Below are 17,026 nucleotides of genomic sequence, written 5' to 3'. Positions count from 1 at the left end.
ACCTAACGGTTTACGCGATCGCCGGTAATACCGTTAAACACTATCCTCTTTCTTTTTCAGACGACGTGTTGCAGCGCTCTTCCGAGGCGACAAGATCTTGACGGTTTGTAGTGGAACCTGCGCCAGCCATAACGAAGAAGGGACAAGGGAGTCACATGGCGGTTGAGAAATTATTTCAGTATCTATGCCGTTCACAAACGCAGAGGAACAGCAAATACTGTTGATCAAGAAAGGGAATTCGTTGTCCAATGAGCGAGCGTCTTTCTTTCCAATTATTAAATTTTGTCCCAACCGCGTGAGGACTTCCTCGGATTCTTTCTTTGCCTTCCGTGTTGCTTCCATGTCCTTGCATAGGACGACGAAGTCGTCCTGGCGGACAATACGGAAATCCCGCCCTAACAGCTCATCCTCGAATTCGCTTAGAAATAGTTTCGCTATGAGCGGAGAGATGTCCGGCCCCAGCGGAAGCCCTCTGGTCCTCTCGATATGCTTCCCCTCAAAGATGACCGGTGCCCGAATCCATTCCTTGACGATCCCGATTAACGGCTCGAATGGAAAAAGTGCGTCGAGTTTGCCGAAGAGGCGTTCCCAATCAACCGAATAGAAAAGTGATGTGATGTCGGCGTCGAGAACGAACCGGTACCCCTCCTCGTGCGCTTCCCAAACAGCCTGTGCCGCTCCCTTCCGGGAGAAACCTTTCCTGTAAGCATAGGAGCAGTCTTCCAATAGAATTTCCACCGCTGGTCCCAACACTTCGCACGCCGCCTGCTGGGCCACTCGATCGCGTACGGTAGGAGTGGCAAAAGCATGCAACCGCCCGTTGTCATTAGGTTCAACGGACCAAAGGAGAGGAGAAGGCTTATACCTTCCCTCCAGGAGATCCCGGGAGAGATTTTCGAGGAGGAAGTTTCGGGACAGAGCGAAATCACTCCATGAGACATTGTCCACTCCAGGGGCCTCGGGACGGCTCAGGACATGGGACAACGCTTTGTCAAGCATGTTGGGATCGGCAACCCTTTCAAGCAACGAGGCAGAAGGTCGGAAAGGATCGGAAACTCCTTCAGCAACCTCCTCGATAATGTACCGCCCTTGTCCAAAGGCAGTGCTCTTCCCAACGTGGAGATGCCGCCCCAGAGATATAGCTTCCTTCCAGTTATCGGATAAACCGGTAAAGACAACCCTGCCGACAATGCCACCCAGAGTAATGCCCTTCGGTTGTTCCGGCTTCCTCGCCGGCTTCCCGTCATCCGGTATGTCTATCCATTGGAGGTTCAATGGATCCGTGCGTACATCGGCGGGAACGGGTAAGCAGGAGGAAGTTATCTCTTCTATTGTCGCGTACCGACCGTTTTCCAGATTGAATAAGTGATTCCAAAGGCGGGAAAGGAATTGTTGCGGTGGAAAGCATTCCTGGTTCAGGTATTTTGCTCCCTTGACGATAAATTCCTGGGGACGCTCGAGGCGAAACGGTGACAGGAATCGCAGCGTGATCTGAGTTCGGCCAGCCAGTGCCTCCTGCTCTCTTGCCAGATCGGGCGGCGGTATGGGCTCGAAGGAGAGTAGATTGAAGTTGCCTCCGAGGACCGGAAGAGGCCCTCTATGGGATGGCTTTTCCCGGCCGATGCGGCGAAGTCCTTCCGAAAGGCGATCTGGTAGGGACCTCCCTTTTTCTGCCATGCCCACCACAGTGATGCCGATACGGTACTTCTCACCGACCTCAAATCGGACCCGACCAGATTCGCAGGCAAATGGGATAAGTCCATGGGGGAAGTAATGTACGCCTAAGGCTGAACTGATTGTACCCCGAATTACAGCCCCATGTTGAAAGTGGTGGAAGACCGCCGGCCGTGTGAAGCGCAGCACGGCCAAGTAGCGCTGGAACTTAAGTCGGGCATCCCACGACTCCCCCATCAACTCTCCTTTTCAATCGTCAGCCCGTCATCGGTACAATCTTGATCCGGATTTATTGGTCTGAACTTATCCATGTGCAGCAACCAAGATTCGGTTTCCCCTGCCATCCTCGTAGTAGATCCGCTTCGTCCTCCCGTGCAGAAAATGGAAAACCACGAGATAGACCCATATGGCCATGCCGCCGGTGAGAACGACTTCGTTGTTGTCGATTTCCATTCCTTTGAGATTGGAGGCAATCACAGAGATGGCTTTTTCGGGATGATCCAGCAACGTAAGCTTGCCGGCCAAGTTTTCGATCTTCAGCCCCCTGTAGAGATCAGCATTGCCGAGAGACAGGTCGAGGATCAAGGACAGTCTCCCCTATTTCTGCAACAGACCCCAGAATTCGTACTGCCTTGTCGCCGGGTTCATCTGGAATACCTTCACCATCGTCCAATTGTCGAGTTGGGCTCCGATGTAAAGTGCGGCTCCGAACTGCCTGCCGCATTCCAGCCGTTCTCCCTGAGCTCTAATTTCCTGTCGCAACAGGAGTCTCGACTTTCTCCCAAATCATCCCGTATCCGGCGGACTTCTTGCCGCCGATCCCGAGCCAATCGAGCGCGACGGTCAGCAAACCTTCCACGGCTAATTCGTCTTGTTTTCTATCCTTCTCTTCCCGTTCGATGGACTCTATATGAAAGACGAACGTCGCACCGGCCTCGATAGTGATGAGAGGTATGGGCCGGGGGCTCTCCCAATCGCCCGGATAAGGGTTCCCCTTTCCCGAGTAATACCCAGGATAGTGCGGCGTCAGGATATCTATCGCAAGACGCGGCCATTTCTTGGGAAAGGCATCGTAAAACACCATCCTCCCTTTCGCGAGACCCGCAGGATCACTCTTATCGGAGCCGAATATCCGTCGCTGGTGGTAGCGCCAGAAAACAGTATCGCCTTCGAGGTTCCCCTCAGCCGTCAAGCCCGCGGCCGCACGGAGCATCCCTTTCACACTCGACCCCGGTAGGTAGGGGCAACCTGTGAGGCGGTCGAAAAGGAATCCTGTCTCGGTGGGATGAGGAAGTCCCAACCCGATGACCAACCTGTTCCCGGACTTCAGTTCCACTCTTTTCGCGGAAAAACCGCCAGCCTTAACCCCAAATTCAAAGGAAGCATGCCTCCTGGCGATAAAAGCATCGTATTCGGGCAGGGGAGCTTTCGAGAAGGATTCGACAAAATCGGTGAGGAATTTCTTTCGCCCCTCCTCTTCCCCCTTCTTTGGGTCGGCCTTGCGGATCCCCCATTCCTGCCCATAGCCGTCCATCCCCCTGTCGAACAGGAGCGACAAGTTACCCCTGTAATTCGATAAATCCAGCCACCGGGCGATATTGCGTGGCAACGGCAGTCGTCCCATGAACTATTCCTCCAGGAAAGCTTCCGCGAAACGTTTAAGCCATAACGACAGCGCACGGGCTTCCACCGAAGCCCTCCGGTACAAATCCTCCGGATCCAGATCTGGCCCCGCCTGCACACCCTCGCCGGTTATCCAGCAAATCAATTTCCCTTCTTTGAAGCATTCCTTGGAATAGACATGCGGCTTCAGCCATTCGCCAAGCCATCCGCATATCTTCGCCTCGGGCTTGTCTTTACCTGCCGACAGGTAGAACGCCACTGTCTGCCCCAGCCCGTTGCTGTGCAACCGGCCCGGCAACTTGAGAAGCTGGGTCTTGTATTTAACCTTGTCAGTGCCACTTGCCACCGATTGAATCTTTTCCAGAGCGAACCGGGCACGCTTCTGCTCTCTCGTCATCATGCTCATAACCTCCAAACGCCTTATCTGAAAGTCACGCGCGTGACACCCCGGCCGATTGTCTCATCGCCCCCCAGCCGGATGACAACGGGTAATTTTTGGGAATCGAATGCGGTATCGGCGGGAGCACGCAGAGGACAGACGAATAGGGATTCCGGCGGAACAAGCTCCTCCACAAACATATTCCCCTCGCGGTTTTCCTTCCTGCTTATTTCCGGATGCACGCCTTCCTTGAGATTCACCGTCGTCCCGAGGGCGTTGAGCTTTATCCGCGTCACCACATCCGTCCCCGTATCGACAAGCTCGCCGAAGTCTTCATCGTTGAGCACGAGGAGCCGGTCGAGGAACTGGTCCCTGGTATATTGATATTCATTGGAGGCCGGAAGAAGCGAAAGGAGAAGACCCAGCCCCTGGCCTTTACCGCCATTGAATAGAGCAGCTTTTGAAATATCCTTCACCACATGGATCTCTTCGAGCAACAACTCTCCATTTCCCTTGCCCCATGCCTTGTCCCTCGGTGGAGTCCCCTTTTCCGTCCACGCGGTACCCATGGCACGGAAGACCCGCTCCAGGACGAAAGGACATGTCACCCAGTGGAACGGCACTCCCGTCGAACGTATTGGGAAAACCGCTACAATGCCGTCGCCGAAGGAAACGGAGCCGGGCGTCTTGGCGTCCTCTGAACCGAAAAACTTTTTCACCTCTTCGTCACTCAGCTTCCCCGTGTCACCCGGTTTCCCCTTCATCTCGTCCCGGAGGACGCCCTTGATGCTGGACCCCGGAATGACAGGAAAGTTGGTGTGCCGCTCCCTCTGTACGGGAAGATCAACATATCCCAACCCACTCTCGGCGCCGCAATGAAGCGCCGTCTCCGTGTAAAGACCCAGGACCCCGATGGGGCCGAACGTTTTTCCGCCCATCCTTATATCCTCCTCCTGGTTAAAGGCTTGCCCCCGCTAAGGCGAGGCCAAATCCCTGCTTTTTCAGATTCCCGTTCCCGGGAAATGCATCCGAAAAGTTACACCCGGAGATCGCCGCCACCGATTCCGTCGAAGCTTCTTCGCCAGTAGTCTCGAAAACGAAAACGGAACCGGCAGGGATTGCCCGGCGCAGAGACTTTGGCTCCTTTCGGGCAAGGTCCCATCCACCGACGAGGACATGCCCTTTTACGACCGCTCCGACCAACCGACAAGGGATCCCGCCCACGCTCCCGCTCAGGATTCGTTCCGAGAATCCGGGAAAATAAACGCCGGTACGGGTAAGGGAGTGAGTCCCGAGACAAACCGCAACTCTGCGTGTCGTTCTTTCCACCGTCATCGACTTCGTAAACGGGAAGAGCGGGCCGTCATCGAGTCTTGCTGTCCGCCCTTCTCCCCCGATGCGGATGTGCCCGCCGAAAGCAAGCCCACTGCCGCTGACTTCGAAACCGAGGGCAACATTCGTTTTGAGCCGTATATGTCCGAAGGTATAAAGCTGATGCTCTTCATGGGTCCGCTCGGATTCCTTGAGACCCACGCCCGTCCGCATTTCTTCGAGCCAGAGATCCGTCCGGTGGACAAGCGACGTCTTGTCGGGAAGTATCCCGTCCATCCATCGGATTATTCCTTCCGGTTTCAGGAACCAGCCCGATGACATTTCAGGTTCGATGTCTCCAGGCACTTCCTCCCATTTTCCGTTTTCCAAGAAGAACGGCGTCATGAGCGCAAGAGGATGAGAGCAACGCCCGCGATCAACGTCAACCGGCCGATAACGGACCATCCGTTCTATGCGCTCGCAGGCCGGGATCTGCACTTCAGCAAACTTAATTCCCGTCTGTTTTTTTCCAGATTTCTCCTTGAATACCAGACCCAGATCCGCCGGCACTGGGAGCAGGACGCTCCCGTCCTTGACCAACCACGGCCCTCGGATCGTCATCTCTCCGAATCCCCCCCATTCACCCAACTCCATCCGCAGAGCCGAACCCATACTTCTCCAGGCGACTTCGTCAAGGCCATCCAGGGAAATGCCCTCATCCATGAGACGCCGCGTGCGGAGCGCCCCGTACAACGTGGATGGATTTGGTGGAAAGAGGGAGCGGAGGTAATGGTCTTCTCCCCTGGCGGATGGTTTCCCGTCGCGGAAGAATAGGAGATCGTCAGGATGCAGCGAGAATGCTTTCCATCCCGCCCCGCTCATTGGCCAACCTCCCTTCCCAGGAAGCGCGCGATGCGCAGGGCCTCTATTTTCCCGCCAATAAAGAAAGGCCCCATGAGTCCCGCCAGGCGCTCGACCATAGCACCGTTCCCTTCGCCCCGGGACAGCTTTTCCGTGAGCCAGCTATTCCATTGCTCCGGTGTTTGGAAAATGGCCGATAGTATCCGCTCCTCCTCCCTAAGGTCGAAGGTCCTTCCGGATGAGAGTGTCCCTTCAACCAGGCAATCCACGATTCCTTCAAGCGCTTCGGGCCAAGCACGACCGCCCGCATCCCCGTCCCACTTGAAGGCAACCTCGACCGGAACTCCACCCCGCTTGTCGAGCCGAATAGCCACGGCGTCGCGCCCTTCCTCATCCTTGGCCTTCCGGGAAAGCAGATCCTGGACATCCCGGAAGACGAGGCCCGCTGGATGTTTCGTGTGAGCGAAGAGAATTCCAGCTGATATGGTGAACTTCCGGATGTTCACCGCGTCCTTCACCAAGTCCCGGAGATCGGAATCCCCATCGAAGGAGCGGCGGTATTCTTCCCTTATGGCTTTTGCCAGCGGCAGGGCGTCACGCGGACCACAGATGAACAGGATGTCTTCCCCACCGGCATAAACGAGCTGAGGGGGCTTATCCCCTTTCGGCGTGTATTTCAATGTCGCAAGGTTCAGTTCCGGTGACCCCGCAGTCCTAAGCCTTTCCGCAAAGGCGGTAAGAATCTCGGATACTCTCCTGTGAAATCCTTCGACGTTATGAACCCGGGAGGCATCCCATCCCAGGACACGCCCCATGTTGTCGCCGTCCATGGAAACAACGGCGAAATAGGGCTGCCTCGCTTCCCTTCCGTTTGGACCATCTTCCTGCGGCTCGAACCGATCGAATGCGGAAAAATAGGCGTCCCTGCCGCTTCCACCGGTGACGGGATACAGCCTTTTCGTCGCGCATACAAGGCAAAGACGGGTCTGGTCCTTCCTGAAATACCTCTCGCGTTTGTTGCCTTTGCTTGCGGCTTCCGCCTTTTCCCAAGCAGCCCGGACGTTCTTCCCGACGCCATCGGGGAGTGCCGTTCTTTCGCCGCAGACGGCGCATTTGACACCGATTTCGGAGTCTTGCGTGTAGGGGCGAAACATCCGCGCTCCGGCAAATTGCGCGGCTCCCTTCCGGGAGGCACCAGCGTAGTTTCCTTCATCCTGCTCGACCCATGACCAAGCCACCTCGATCGCCTGCGAAACCTGTTCCTGGAATGGATCGGGAACGGTGGACGTTCCCAGCACACCGATTTCGGCAAGGATCCTGGCGGCCTCTACCGACAATCTTGTCCATTCCACCTCGACGGATTTCTTCATGGCCTTAGCTACGTCTCCTGCCTCCGTTGAGGGGATACGGCACACGAACCGGTTGGGAAGGCCGGTAGGAATTCGTCCCTTTTCGCTGATGCAGGGGAAAACCATCTCGCCGCCCCTCTCAAGAAGCACCCTTATTGCCGTCGAAACGAGATGGGAAAGTATGGTACTTCCCGCCCAGAGGTCGGCCACCCGACGGGCCTGGGCGATGAAAGTGTGGACGGGGCCTATGGAGAAGGTCATCAGTGATGGCTTGCCCGACATCAACGCACCTCCTCGACAAGTTTTTTCACCACCAAGTCATCGAGGAAATGACGGCCGACCGAACGTTGATTGCTCGTCTCGGAGAAGGTGAAGGAGGAAGAATGGTTTTTGAATCCAAGCATAGCTCCTTCGGGCACAAGGCGGGCGGGCAGGAAGGTGAAAATAGGGTAATAGTCTTTTCCCAACTTCGCGATATGTATGAGAAGGGGCGAGGCCCTCCGATTGTCCTCGACTTCCTTACCACCCCCTCCGACGTTCATCCAGGTGACGGTCTCACCCCCCATCCCGAAGGGAAGCGGCAAACCAAATCCGGAACGATCGGGAATATTCCCGCGCCGTTTGCTTCCATTCGGAGCCGCCCAATCGTAATCCTGTCCGATATTATTCCCGCGCCAAGTTCTGGCGTCGTTTGGATAACCGTAGCGGCGCCGGAAAGCGATCAGCCAGCTTCCGGTGGCCATCATGGCGTCTACCCAGTTATTGTGTGATGTCTTGCCGATGCAAACCATCGAGGCAGGTGAAAAATGCGACCACTCGCATGGAGCCTCTACAGAAGCCGATCCGGTTCCTGAATTACGTATGCCTTCCAAGATGTCCTTGAGTCCCTCCTTGAACTCTCCGATGTTTGAGGGAATAAACTTGCCTTTTGACCCCAAAATGTCGTTGGATACATCCGTGCAGCACATCGAGCCGAACCCCTTCCGGCTCTTGGCGCCGATACCTCCCAGGAAAAGCCATGCCCGGACTGACTTCGCAAGCAACTCGAAGCACTCGGAGGCAGGCCGCTGGATTTGTAAGATGAAGTTGGCCCTGTTGCCCGCTTCAATCCTGCTACGGACATATTCCACGAACTTCTTTTCCTTATTCCAGACAATCACACCATAGCCGAGATAATAAATTGAATTTGATTTGCCTCTTAATTTGAGCCTGGCTTTCGTTTCTGCGGTTGAGTCTCCCCACCTCCCGGCGAGCCCATTTTCGTCTATGGTATTACCCCAAACACACTCACCACCATTCTTCACAGCCTTCGGCGGCGGCCCTGTCGGGATTACCCGAACCGCCGAAGACAAGGACGTCGTACCGAAAAGGGTATCCTCAACTGTGCGGACCTTAGCGATGTCTCCCTTGTAAAAGCCCCCAGCCACAGCCCGGATCCACCACCTAAGCTGGCCCCTAATCGACTGGGCACGCCACTCCGACGTGGTCTTGTTGTCCGCGCCCCCTAAAAAACCGGGTGTGACAAATTCAAGCATGAATTCGACCCTTTTCATGGGAACCTCTCCATCGGGCATCACCACTGCTGTTCGTAACATCTCTTATCGAAAATCGTCATACGGAAGGCCTATAGGTCACATCGTAAGATCGCACCACATAGTCTCGGCGGCTTACGTACTGAAAACGTCTCCCCACACCAAGGGCCATGGCGGCACCGGCAACCGCGGGTACCTTCTGGCCCCCGGTGATATCGACCATGATTTCGTAATCGGCGGCGCCGTTTTCGTTGAGCCAATCGTAAGCCTGCTCGACGGCATTGATGAGATCTCCAACCTTCTCGAAATCGACGCCTGCCTTCCACCTGTCGTCGATCTCCCCGATTGTCATGATCCGGGGCCGATTTTGTCTACCGGTGAGAAGTTCGATCGTTTTTCTGAACAGGTCCATATCGCGCCATGTGCCCGGCTCAGTCTTCTTCTTATCAAGCAAGTGCGCCGACGATGCCGTTTCTTGCTGGGTTTGTCTCTTCTCGGCATCCGCCGACGGAATAACAACGACTGTGTCCAACCATTCCAGATGATGAGCGATTGCCTCGACCGGCATTCTCCAAGGCCCATCGAACCTTTGGCGAATTAGCTCATCGTGGATTCCGCTCAGGATCTCGTCGGCCTGCCGTCCTTCCAACCACTTACTGTCCATTCCTGGTGGGCTCAAGAAGACGATCAAGGCCTGGCATTTCTGTGGATCGGCTTTCTCATCAACAATGAATGTTCCATGCAGGGAAACCTTGCGGGCCTTGAGGAGGAGTGCAAGAGCAAGTAACAGGAAGAGAGCGACGGGTACAAGTTGGCGAAGGCTGAACTCTCCTTTAGTCATTTCGTACAGACTCATGCTGGTCCAGTTGAAGGTGAGCAGCAGGAGTAGAACGAGTGTCCCTACAAGGACGCTGGCGGACCGAAAGACCGCCTTAAGGACTTGCAAGGCGTAGTCGGCCTCGAGCTTCGGCGGGCGACGGTACAAATTTATCCCTCGCCAGATTGGTGGATAAAAAGAAGGTGGTCTGAAAAACCTCAACCGCTTGAGTTAAACCACCCGGGATTTCAATATGCTGCATCTTACGGCGTTATTAGATTTAATTCAACAATCGGTTGGGTTGTTCCTGCAGGTAGTGCCAATCTTTGTGCAACGAACGTGTTACACAATAATTTTGTTGCAAATCTGGAAGGTCTGCCCCAATCGGGCAGGGCTTTAGGAATCGGAGATTTGGCGCCCGCTACCGCCCCGGAAGTATGGTGACCAGGCTGCTCATTACCTGCAAAAGCCACATACCGGGGGCAGACCTATCTCCAAAGAGAATTGGTTTGCCTTGACATGCGGCTCCAGTTCTCGTGTCTCTTTCCGCACTAAATCGATTATGCCGTATCCCGCCAAAGTGTGTAAGGTACGGGATAGATTGCTTTTCTTTCGACCGGACAGCACTTCCAATTCACGGAGCGACTTTGGTTTCCGCTCTTCAATAATATGTAGCAGAAGCCGGTTGTCGTCGCTTAGCACCTGGGCAAACGACTGGATGGACTCAAACCAGATTTTCGGCTCGTCCTTGCGCGGCTTGTATTCGCCTTTGGCGATGCCGATGGTCCTTTTCTTGAAATCCTCGCGGGACATAATTCCGACCTTCATGTACTTACGTGTCATGGCGCGTCTCCTCCAATGATGCTTTCCACTTCTGACCAGAAATCTTCGATGAGTTGAGCGGCCGATTCATATTCATACGGGACGATTTTTTCGTTGTGGTGCCGGTGATCCCAAGTAATCTTTCGCCCACCGAATTTCTTGCGACGTGGCGGCGGACATCCGTGTGAATTGTCAAACCCGATGACCCTGGTGTTGTAACGGTCATGGAGCGTAAGCGAATACGAAACACCGTGAGGTCTTTTCTCTGTTGTCTGCACGATATGCGCCTCGAACTTCACCCAGTAACCATTATCGAGCCGATAAGTAATTCCATCCAGGTCGAGTAATGTTTCAAGACCTGTTTCTTTGCCAAGTGACATCAGATCGCGACCTGTCCGTATGTTATCATCTGCTAATAACTATATGCGAGTTGAGAAGAACTTGCAATATTTTTCGGTGACAAAACCGGCAGGCGTGACAAACCAAACGTTGTATACGGAAAAAGATGCCCCATACGGGCAGGGGGGTCCTAAGGTCGGACCTCAACGCGGGCGAGCCGCCGACACGGGGTACCCCTTGCGGGGGCCTGTAGCGACGAAGCGAGAGCCAGGGAGGGCGGAGCAAGGAGCTACGGAGCCGCAGCCCGGCCATGGACGGCCGGGCAAGGCGTCCCCCGCAAGGGGGTACCCCGTGAGGCGTGCCGAGCCCGCTACTTCTCCAGAAGAATAGTCACCGGGCCGTCGTTCACAAGCGATACGGCCATCACGGCGCGGAACGCGCCGGTTTCCACGGGCAGCGGTGCCACCTCCCGAAGAAGGCGGACCATTTCGTCGTAAAGAGGCTCGGCGATCTCCGGCGGGGCGGCTTCCGTAAACGAGGGGCGGTTCCCCTTCGACGCGTCTCCGTAGAGCGTGAATTGCGAAACGACGAGGATCCCCCCGCCCGCTTCGGCGACGGAAAGGTTCATCTTCCCGGCCTCGTCCTCGAATATACGCAGGCGCAGTATCTTCTCGCACATCCACCGAATGCGCGATTCATCGTCTCCGTGCCTGAATCCCGCGAAGACGAGAAGCCCTTTTCCGATTTGCCCGAGGACCTTCCCCTCCACGGAAACGGAGGCGCTCTTTACGCGCTGGATAAGGACGCGCATCAGCCGGTTCTCTTCTCACCGGGGGTCATGGCGAGGCGTTGTAGACGGAGATAGATACAAGGCAGCGGGTACAGGAGCGCGCCGCCGGAAACCGCGCGGTCATCAAATCGAGGGGGAATCGAGCGCTTCCCGCACTTTCCGGGCCAGGATGGTGGGAGTGTACGGCTTGGGCAGGAAAAGCATGCCGGGCTTCATGACGAACGATTCCTTCACCGCGTCGGCCGAGTAACCGCTCGTGAAGATGGCCTTCAACTCCTGCTTGTCCGCGCGCATCGCCTCGAAGGCATCCTTGCCGCCCATTCCGGGCATGACGACATCCAGCACCGCAAGCGATATTCCTCTGTTCCGGCGGAAGGTCTCGATCGCCTCCTCCCCGTTCCGTGCCGTCAGCACCGTGTAACCGTACTCCCTGAGAATCCGTTCCGCGAGCGTCCGGATCGTATCTTCGTCCTCCGCCAGCAGGATCGTTTCAGACCCGCCCCGGAGCGGCTCCGCACTTTTTTCCTTGATGGCGTCCGGGGCAGCCTGTACCGCCGGAAAGTATACCTTGAAAGTGGTTCCCTTCCCCGGTTCGCTGTACAGGTGGATGAACCCTTCGTGCTGCTTCACTATCCCGTACACCATCGCCAGCCCGAGCCCCGTCCCCTTGTCCGGTGCCTTCGTGGTGAAGAACGGCTCGAACACGCGCTCGCGCGTCTTTTCGTCCATGCCTGTCCCGGTGTCCGAAATTTCCAGCGACGCATACCGTCCCGCCTTCGCGTACGGATGCCGGTCGATGTACGGTTCATCGACGGTGATCTCTCCGGTTTTCACCGTCAGGACACCCCCGGCTGCCATGGCGTCCCGGGCGTTCAGGCACAGGTTTACGAGCACCTGCTCGAGTTGGGCGCGGTCCGCGCGGATGGTGGGAACGCCTTCGGCGAAGACCCCCTTTACCTCGATATTCTCCCCCGCCAGTTTCCCGATGAGCTTCATGAGGTCGACGACGGCTGCGTTGAGGTCCAGGTTGACAGGCTCGATCACCTGGCGCCGTGCGAATGTCAGAAGCTGCCTCGTCAACGTCGCGGCCCGTTCGGCGCAGCGCATTATCTCGTCGAGATCGCCCGTCACCTTCTGATCCCCGGCCATCTTCAACCGCAGCAACTGGCCGAATCCGAGTATCCCCGTCAGCGCGTTGTTGAAATCGTGCGCGATGCCGCCGGCAAGCGTCCCCACCGTCTCCATCCGCTGCGCAGTCTGAAGCTGCTGCTCGAGCCGTCCCTTCTCCGTGATGTCGTGGACCATGGAAATCACGCCTATCAAGCTTCCGTCAGCGCCGCGCAAGGGGGCGTTGAACCACTCGCACCGGATTTCCTTTCCTTCCCGCCTCAGGTTTTTGGTGACGGAGTGTATCAGCTCTTCCCCATCCAGCAGTTTCGCCCAGACCATATCCATAACCGGCTGGGTTTCGTGGGGAACGATCAGCTCGTAGGAATGCCTTCCGACGGCCTCTTCGGCGGACCACCCGAAGATCTTTTCCGCCGCCGGATTCCACTCCCGCACCCTGAAATCGCTTCCCCACACGATGTACCCCATCGGCATACGCTCGATATTGAAGGTAAGCCGCTGGTGCGCGTCGCGCAGCGCTTCATCGGACCTGTCGCGCTCTCGAATCTGTTTCCGGATGCGGAAGCCCCCCGCGCCGATGCCCGCCAGTCCGAGTAACCACATAAGACCGTATCCGGTCGATTCCGTCCGCAGCTGCGCCGCCATCGCGCCCTCAAACGGTTCGAGCGGAACGGACACGCTGATCCCCCCGCGGATGTCGCCTTCCTTGTATCCCTGCCCTCCGTGGCAGGCGAGGCAGTGCGGCTCGGCCGCAAAGGGACGCATCAACCGCAGAAAGGGCTTGCCCTCGATCGTTTCGACGGAGCTTACCTCCGCCTCGCCGTGTTCGCAGGCACGGAGCGCTTCGGCCTCCCATGGATCCGGGGCGTTCCCGGGGCGGATCGGTTTGAGGCTCGTTATGTGCCCGCGGAACCCGTACCGCTCCAGGCCCAGCTCATGGGCCTGGCGCGTCATCTCCTCCGGATTTATCAGGGTCAGCAGGCGGTTCGAAGGCGTCCGGACGTCGCGCTCGCCGCGGCCCGACAGGTAAGGATTCGGCGGAGTATCTTTCGTAACGGGAACGTACAACCCGCCATGCGTCGATGCCCAACGGTGGTATACGAGATCCTTGTTGATGCTCGATCGGGCTTCCGAACGCGCAATGTCGCGGATAGCGCTCCGGTATTCGCGGACATTGTACAGAAGGGCGGAGCCGACAAGCGCCGTCCAGACCAGGGCGGCGAGAAGGATATATCGATCTACGCGGGTCTTGCGGGCGGCCATTATCTGCAATTCGCTCATCGCTGCTTATCCTGCTGCCGAATGACAGGGCGGCGGCACGCCGGGTTTCGTTGAGATTTATTACGACTATTCAATGCAAGAATCGGAACGGCTCGGAAAAATTCAGACCGGTAATCTTATCGGACTCCCTGTGGCCGAACTTCAATTGGATCTTATTACACCGATGGAACAAAAAACATCAATAATCGCTGCTTTTAAGGAATTTTTTTCGGGGATAGTCCGGCAGTCGGCCAATCAAGGGGATGTTGACTGGTAAAGGAGATAAACGTCAACCTTTTCGCCCGATTCGAAGACGGTTCGATCCGCCGGAAGGACGGCTATCCCGTTGGCCTGGACCATCGTACGCAGTATGCCGGTGTTCTGGTCTCCCGATGTCAGGGCGGCATACTCCCCGTCCTCCACACACACCCGGACGCGGAAGAAATGAACCCTTCCCGCCTTCTTGCGGACGGGCTCCTTCAGGGTCGCTTTGACGAGACGTTTCAGCGGATCCGGATGCCCCATCATTTTAAGGAGTGCAGGCCGGACGAAAACCTCGAAGGTAACGAGTGAAGATACCGGGTTCCCGGGCAATGAGAATACGAGCTTGCCGTCCTTCGTTCCAAAAGCCGTTGGACTCCCCGGCTTGACGCCCACCTTCCAGAAAACCTCCTTCACGGAAAGTTCGGACATCACTTCGCGGACGAAGTCCCTGTCGCCCGCGGACACCCCGGCCGAGGTGACAAGGATATCCGCCTTGAGCCCTTCCTCGATCTTCTCCCTTAATGCTTCCTTGTCGTCAGGGGCGATGCCGAGAAGCACCGGCACGGCGCCCGCCTCCTCGACGGCGGCGGCGAGCGAATGGGTGTTGCTGTTGATGATCTTGCCCGGGGAAAGCGGTTCGCCGAGCTCTACCAACTCGTCGCCGGTGGAGAGCACCGCTACCCTTGCCCGGCGGCAGGCGGAGACGAACGCCCTGCCGAACGACGCCAGCATGCTGATTTCAGGCGGGCGGAGCACCGTCCCCGCGGGGATGACGAGGTCTCCCGCCCTCACGTCTTCTCCGCGGAACCTTATGTGTGCGCGCGGCTTTGCAAGTGAAAGCACCTTCACGAAACCACCGGACTCTTCCGTTTCCTCGAAGGGAACGACGGCGTCGCACCCTTCCGGGATGGGGGAGCCGGTCATTATCTTGACGGCACAGCCGGGGGAGACCCTGGGGCTTACTGCATCCCCGGCCGCCTGGTATCCGGTGATCGTAAGCGTCGAAGGCACGGCGCAATCGACGCTCCGGACGGCGTAGCCGTCCATGGCGGAGTTGTCCCAATACGGCATGTCCCACGGTGCGCGGATTTCCTCGGCGAGCACTCTGCCGGCCGCCGCGGAGATTGAGACCCTTTCGCGCCCCAGCGGCGAGACGCGGGAAAGGATCAGGTCTTTAGCCTCGTCGAATGTCGTCATCCGAAGCCGCTCGGTCATTCATCTTCCTGTCGTCGAATCCGCCGGCCCCGCATCGCCCTTGGGAAAGTTTCCCTTCCTCGAGGCGTATGAAGCCGCCGTTACCCCCACCTGTCCGGTCCGGGTCGTGCGTAGCCATGAGAACGGTGGTTCCGCGGGCGGGTAATCCGGAGATGATCCCCCGGATCACTTCCGCGCTCTCACGGTCCACATTGGCAAGCGGCTCGTCCAGAAGGAGAACGCGGGGCGAAATCGCAAGGGCCCTCGCAAGGGCCACCCGCTGCATTTCGCCTCCCGACAGCGCGCGTGCCCGCCGGTCCCCGAACCTTTGCAATCCTACCATTTTCAACGCTTCGTCAACCCTTTCTTTCCGGTTCCCGCCTTCGATTCCCCTGACATTGAGGCCGTAAGCGACATTGGAGTCGACCGTTTCCTCGAAGAGGTATGGCGACTGGTGGAGAAGCGTCACTTCACGGCGCAACGCCACGAGGGACCGCCCCTTCCAATCCACGCGCCTCCCCGCGTAGAACAACTTTCCGGCCGTCGGACGGAGCAGGAAAGCAAGTATCGAAAGGAGCGTGGTCTTCCCCGAGCCGTTCGGGCCGGTGAGGAGCAGGAAGCTCCCCTCCCGGATCTCCAGCGAAGGGACGGAAAGAACTTCCCTGTCCCCGTACCGTTTTCCGACAGCCTCCAGAAAGAAGAGAGGATCCACAGCTACCTCTTCTGCAGAAACTGGAATATGACATTCACCGCCAGCGCGACCCCCATAAGCACGATCCCCAGCGCGATCCCCAGGGCGAACTCCCCCTTGCTGGTCTCCAGGGCGATGGCTGTGGTCATCGTCCTCGTGTAACCGAGGATGTTCCCGCCAAGCATCATCGCAACGCCGACCTCGGAAACGACCCGGCCGAACCCTGCGATCACGGCGGCCATCATCCCGAACCTGATCTCGGACATTAGCATGAACAGGCTCTGGAACCGGTCGGCGCCCAATGTTTTCGCGGTGGGAAGGATGGCGGCATGCGCGCCGCGCACCGAGCTCAACGCCAGGTTGGCCACGATCGGGGCGGCGAGAAACGCGTCTCCGGCGATGATTGCGGATGGGGTGAACAGGAGGCCAAGCCCCCCGGCAGGCCCCTGCCGGCTGATGAACCCGTAGACCAACAGTCCGATCAGCACCGTCGGGACCGCCATCAGGCTGTTGAGCGCGGTGATGACGCTCCGCTTCAACGGAAATTCCGAAAGCCCGACCGCGAGCCCCGCCGGGATACCGATGAGTGAAGCGAAAATGATCGACCAGAACGAAACGTACAGGGACATCCACACCGCGTGCGTGAACGCCGGATCCCCCGTCGCAATCAAAGCGAGGGAGTCCCTCAACGAGTCGAGCAGAAAACCCACTCAGTTCTCCGTTCCATAATTACTGCAACGTATCCTGTGCCAAAGAGCCTTGCCTTCGCGGGATACGGTTTCGCGGGCTACGCACGCCTCACGGGGTACCCCTCGCGGGGGACGCCTTGCCCGGCCCGCTTCCGCCCGGACTTCCTGTCCGGTCGGAATCGGTCCGCCTCGGCAAGCTGTCGGCGCCGTCCCTGGCGCCTTTTCCTCGCTTATCGCTCGGCGCTTGCCTCGGAGCTCGAACCACAGTATGTATTCCACACGTTGGTTCTCGCTCCATGGCCG

16 protein-coding genes are annotated in these 17,026 nt (G+C 57.5%); all 16 read right to left on the bottom strand.

The genetic code is table 11. The annotated features are described in order from the left end of the window. Positions 1 to 33: 33 nt before the first annotated feature. Positions 34 to 1,911 (bottom strand): CRISPR system precrRNA processing endoribonuclease RAMP protein Cas6, encoded by a 1,878-nt coding sequence (cas6, locus tag HY896_10635; protein MBI5576803.1) that lies wholly within the window; start codon positions 1,909 to 1,911, stop codon positions 34 to 36. A gap of 66 nt (positions 1,912 to 1,977) precedes the next feature. Next, complete coding sequence (locus HY896_10630) at positions 1,978 to 2,259, bottom strand: hypothetical protein (protein ID MBI5576802.1); 282 nt, start codon at positions 2,257 to 2,259, stop codon at positions 1,978 to 1,980. Between the two features lie 160 nt (positions 2,260 to 2,419). After that, positions 2,420 to 3,298 carry a type III-B CRISPR module RAMP protein Cmr6 gene (gene cmr6, locus HY896_10625; protein MBI5576801.1) on the bottom strand — a complete coding sequence of 293 codons (879 nt, stop codon included), beginning with the start codon at positions 3,296 to 3,298 and terminating at the stop codon, positions 2,420 to 2,422. 3 nt (positions 3,299 to 3,301) lie between these two features. Next, entirely contained in the window at positions 3,302 to 3,697 is a 396-nt protein-coding gene (cmr5, locus tag HY896_10620; protein ID MBI5576800.1) for a type III-B CRISPR module-associated protein Cmr5, read from the bottom strand. 20 nt (positions 3,698 to 3,717) lie between these two features. Then, a complete protein-coding gene (gene cmr4, locus HY896_10615) occupies positions 3,718 to 4,614 on the bottom strand; it encodes a type III-B CRISPR module RAMP protein Cmr4 (GenBank protein ID MBI5576799.1) in 897 nt (298 codons plus the stop codon). 19 nt (positions 4,615 to 4,633) lie between these two features. Continuing rightward, positions 4,634 to 5,869, bottom strand: coding sequence for a hypothetical protein (locus HY896_10610; GenBank protein ID MBI5576798.1), 1,236 nt, complete (start codon positions 5,867 to 5,869; stop codon positions 4,634 to 4,636). Next, the gene (locus HY896_10605) at positions 5,866 to 7,479 is read right to left on the bottom strand and encodes a hypothetical protein (GenBank protein ID MBI5576797.1); all 1,614 of its coding nucleotides are present in this window, start codon (positions 7,477 to 7,479) and stop codon (positions 5,866 to 5,868) included. Before HY896_10605 ends, HY896_10610 begins: the two co-directional genes overlap by 4 nt. Beyond that, the gene (gene cmr1 / locus HY896_10600; GenBank protein ID MBI5576796.1) at positions 7,479 to 8,750 is read right to left on the bottom strand and encodes a type III-B CRISPR module RAMP protein Cmr1; all 1,272 of its coding nucleotides are present in this window, start codon (positions 8,748 to 8,750) and stop codon (positions 7,479 to 7,481) included. Before cmr1 ends, HY896_10605 begins: the two co-directional genes overlap by 1 nt. Before the next feature lie 58 nt (positions 8,751 to 8,808). Beyond that, positions 8,809 to 9,714, bottom strand: coding sequence for a hypothetical protein (locus tag HY896_10595; GenBank protein ID MBI5576795.1), 906 nt, complete (start codon positions 9,712 to 9,714; stop codon positions 8,809 to 8,811). Between the two features lie 288 nt (positions 9,715 to 10,002). Further along, positions 10,003 to 10,389: a transcriptional regulator gene (locus tag HY896_10590; GenBank protein MBI5576794.1), complete on the bottom strand. Its 387-nt coding sequence runs from the start codon at positions 10,387 to 10,389 to the stop codon at positions 10,003 to 10,005. Beyond that, positions 10,386 to 10,748: a hypothetical protein gene (locus HY896_10585; GenBank protein ID MBI5576793.1), complete on the bottom strand. Its 363-nt coding sequence runs from the start codon at positions 10,746 to 10,748 to the stop codon at positions 10,386 to 10,388. The genes HY896_10590 and HY896_10585 overlap by 4 nt, the downstream gene beginning before the upstream one ends. Before the next feature lie 329 nt (positions 10,749 to 11,077). Then, positions 11,078 to 11,518, bottom strand: coding sequence for a D-tyrosyl-tRNA(Tyr) deacylase (locus tag HY896_10580; protein MBI5576792.1), 441 nt, complete (start codon positions 11,516 to 11,518; stop codon positions 11,078 to 11,080). 102 nt (positions 11,519 to 11,620) lie between these two features. Then, positions 11,621 to 13,906, bottom strand: a complete 2,286-nt coding sequence (locus tag HY896_10575) for a DUF3365 domain-containing protein (GenBank protein MBI5576791.1) — start codon at positions 13,904 to 13,906, stop codon at positions 11,621 to 11,623. A 234-nt stretch (positions 13,907 to 14,140) separates the two neighbouring features. Further along, positions 14,141 to 15,346: a molybdopterin molybdotransferase MoeA gene (locus HY896_10570; GenBank protein ID MBI5576790.1), complete on the bottom strand. Its 1,206-nt coding sequence runs from the start codon at positions 15,344 to 15,346 to the stop codon at positions 14,141 to 14,143. Further along, positions 15,324 to 16,055, bottom strand: a complete 732-nt coding sequence (locus tag HY896_10565) for an ABC transporter ATP-binding protein (protein MBI5576789.1) — start codon at positions 16,053 to 16,055, stop codon at positions 15,324 to 15,326. Before HY896_10565 ends, HY896_10570 begins: the two co-directional genes overlap by 23 nt. A gap of 2 nt (positions 16,056 to 16,057) precedes the next feature. Then, positions 16,058 to 16,744, bottom strand: coding sequence for an ABC transporter permease (locus tag HY896_10560; protein MBI5576788.1), 687 nt, complete (start codon positions 16,742 to 16,744; stop codon positions 16,058 to 16,060). Positions 16,745 to 17,026: the final 282 nt, after the last annotated feature.

It is taken from the genome of Deltaproteobacteria bacterium, assembly GCA_016218975.1.
In the GTDB taxonomy this organism is placed as follows: Bacteria; Desulfobacterota; Deferrimicrobia; order Deferrimicrobiales; family Deferrimicrobiaceae; genus JAENIX01.
This window is presented reverse-complemented; position numbering and strand designations above follow the sequence as displayed.

Excerpts from the sequence above, each read along its gene's own strand:
- cas6 (MBI5576803.1), bottom strand. The coding sequence starts at position 1,911 with ATGGGGGAGTCGTGGGATGCCCGACTTAAGTTCCAGCGCTACTTGGCC.
- cmr6 (MBI5576801.1), bottom strand. The coding sequence starts at position 3,298 with ATGGGACGACTGCCGTTGCCACGCAATATCGCCCGGTGGCTGGATTTA.
- cmr5 (MBI5576800.1), bottom strand. The coding sequence starts at position 3,697 with ATGATGACGAGAGAGCAGAAGCGTGCCCGGTTCGCTCTGGAAAAGATT.
- cmr4 (MBI5576799.1), bottom strand. The coding sequence starts at position 4,614 with ATGGGCGGAAAAACGTTCGGCCCCATCGGGGTCCTGGGTCTTTACACG.
- HY896_10610 (MBI5576798.1), bottom strand. The coding sequence starts at position 5,869 with ATGAGCGGGGCGGGATGGAAAGCATTCTCGCTGCATCCTGACGATCTC.
- HY896_10605 (MBI5576797.1), bottom strand. The coding sequence starts at position 7,479 with ATGTCGGGCAAGCCATCACTGATGACCTTCTCCATAGGCCCCGTCCAC.
- cmr1 (MBI5576796.1), bottom strand. The coding sequence starts at position 8,750 with ATGAAAAGGGTCGAATTCATGCTTGAATTTGTCACACCCGGTTTTTTA.
- HY896_10590 (MBI5576794.1), bottom strand. The coding sequence starts at position 10,389 with ATGACACGTAAGTACATGAAGGTCGGAATTATGTCCCGCGAGGATTTC.
- HY896_10585 (MBI5576793.1), bottom strand. The coding sequence starts at position 10,748 with ATGTCACTTGGCAAAGAAACAGGTCTTGAAACATTACTCGACCTGGAT.
- HY896_10580 (MBI5576792.1), bottom strand. The coding sequence starts at position 11,518 with ATGCGCGTCCTTATCCAGCGCGTAAAGAGCGCCTCCGTTTCCGTGGAG.
- HY896_10575 (MBI5576791.1), bottom strand. The coding sequence starts at position 13,906 with ATGAGCGAATTGCAGATAATGGCCGCCCGCAAGACCCGCGTAGATCGA.
- HY896_10570 (MBI5576790.1), bottom strand. The coding sequence starts at position 15,346 with ATGACGACATTCGACGAGGCTAAAGACCTGATCCTTTCCCGCGTCTCG.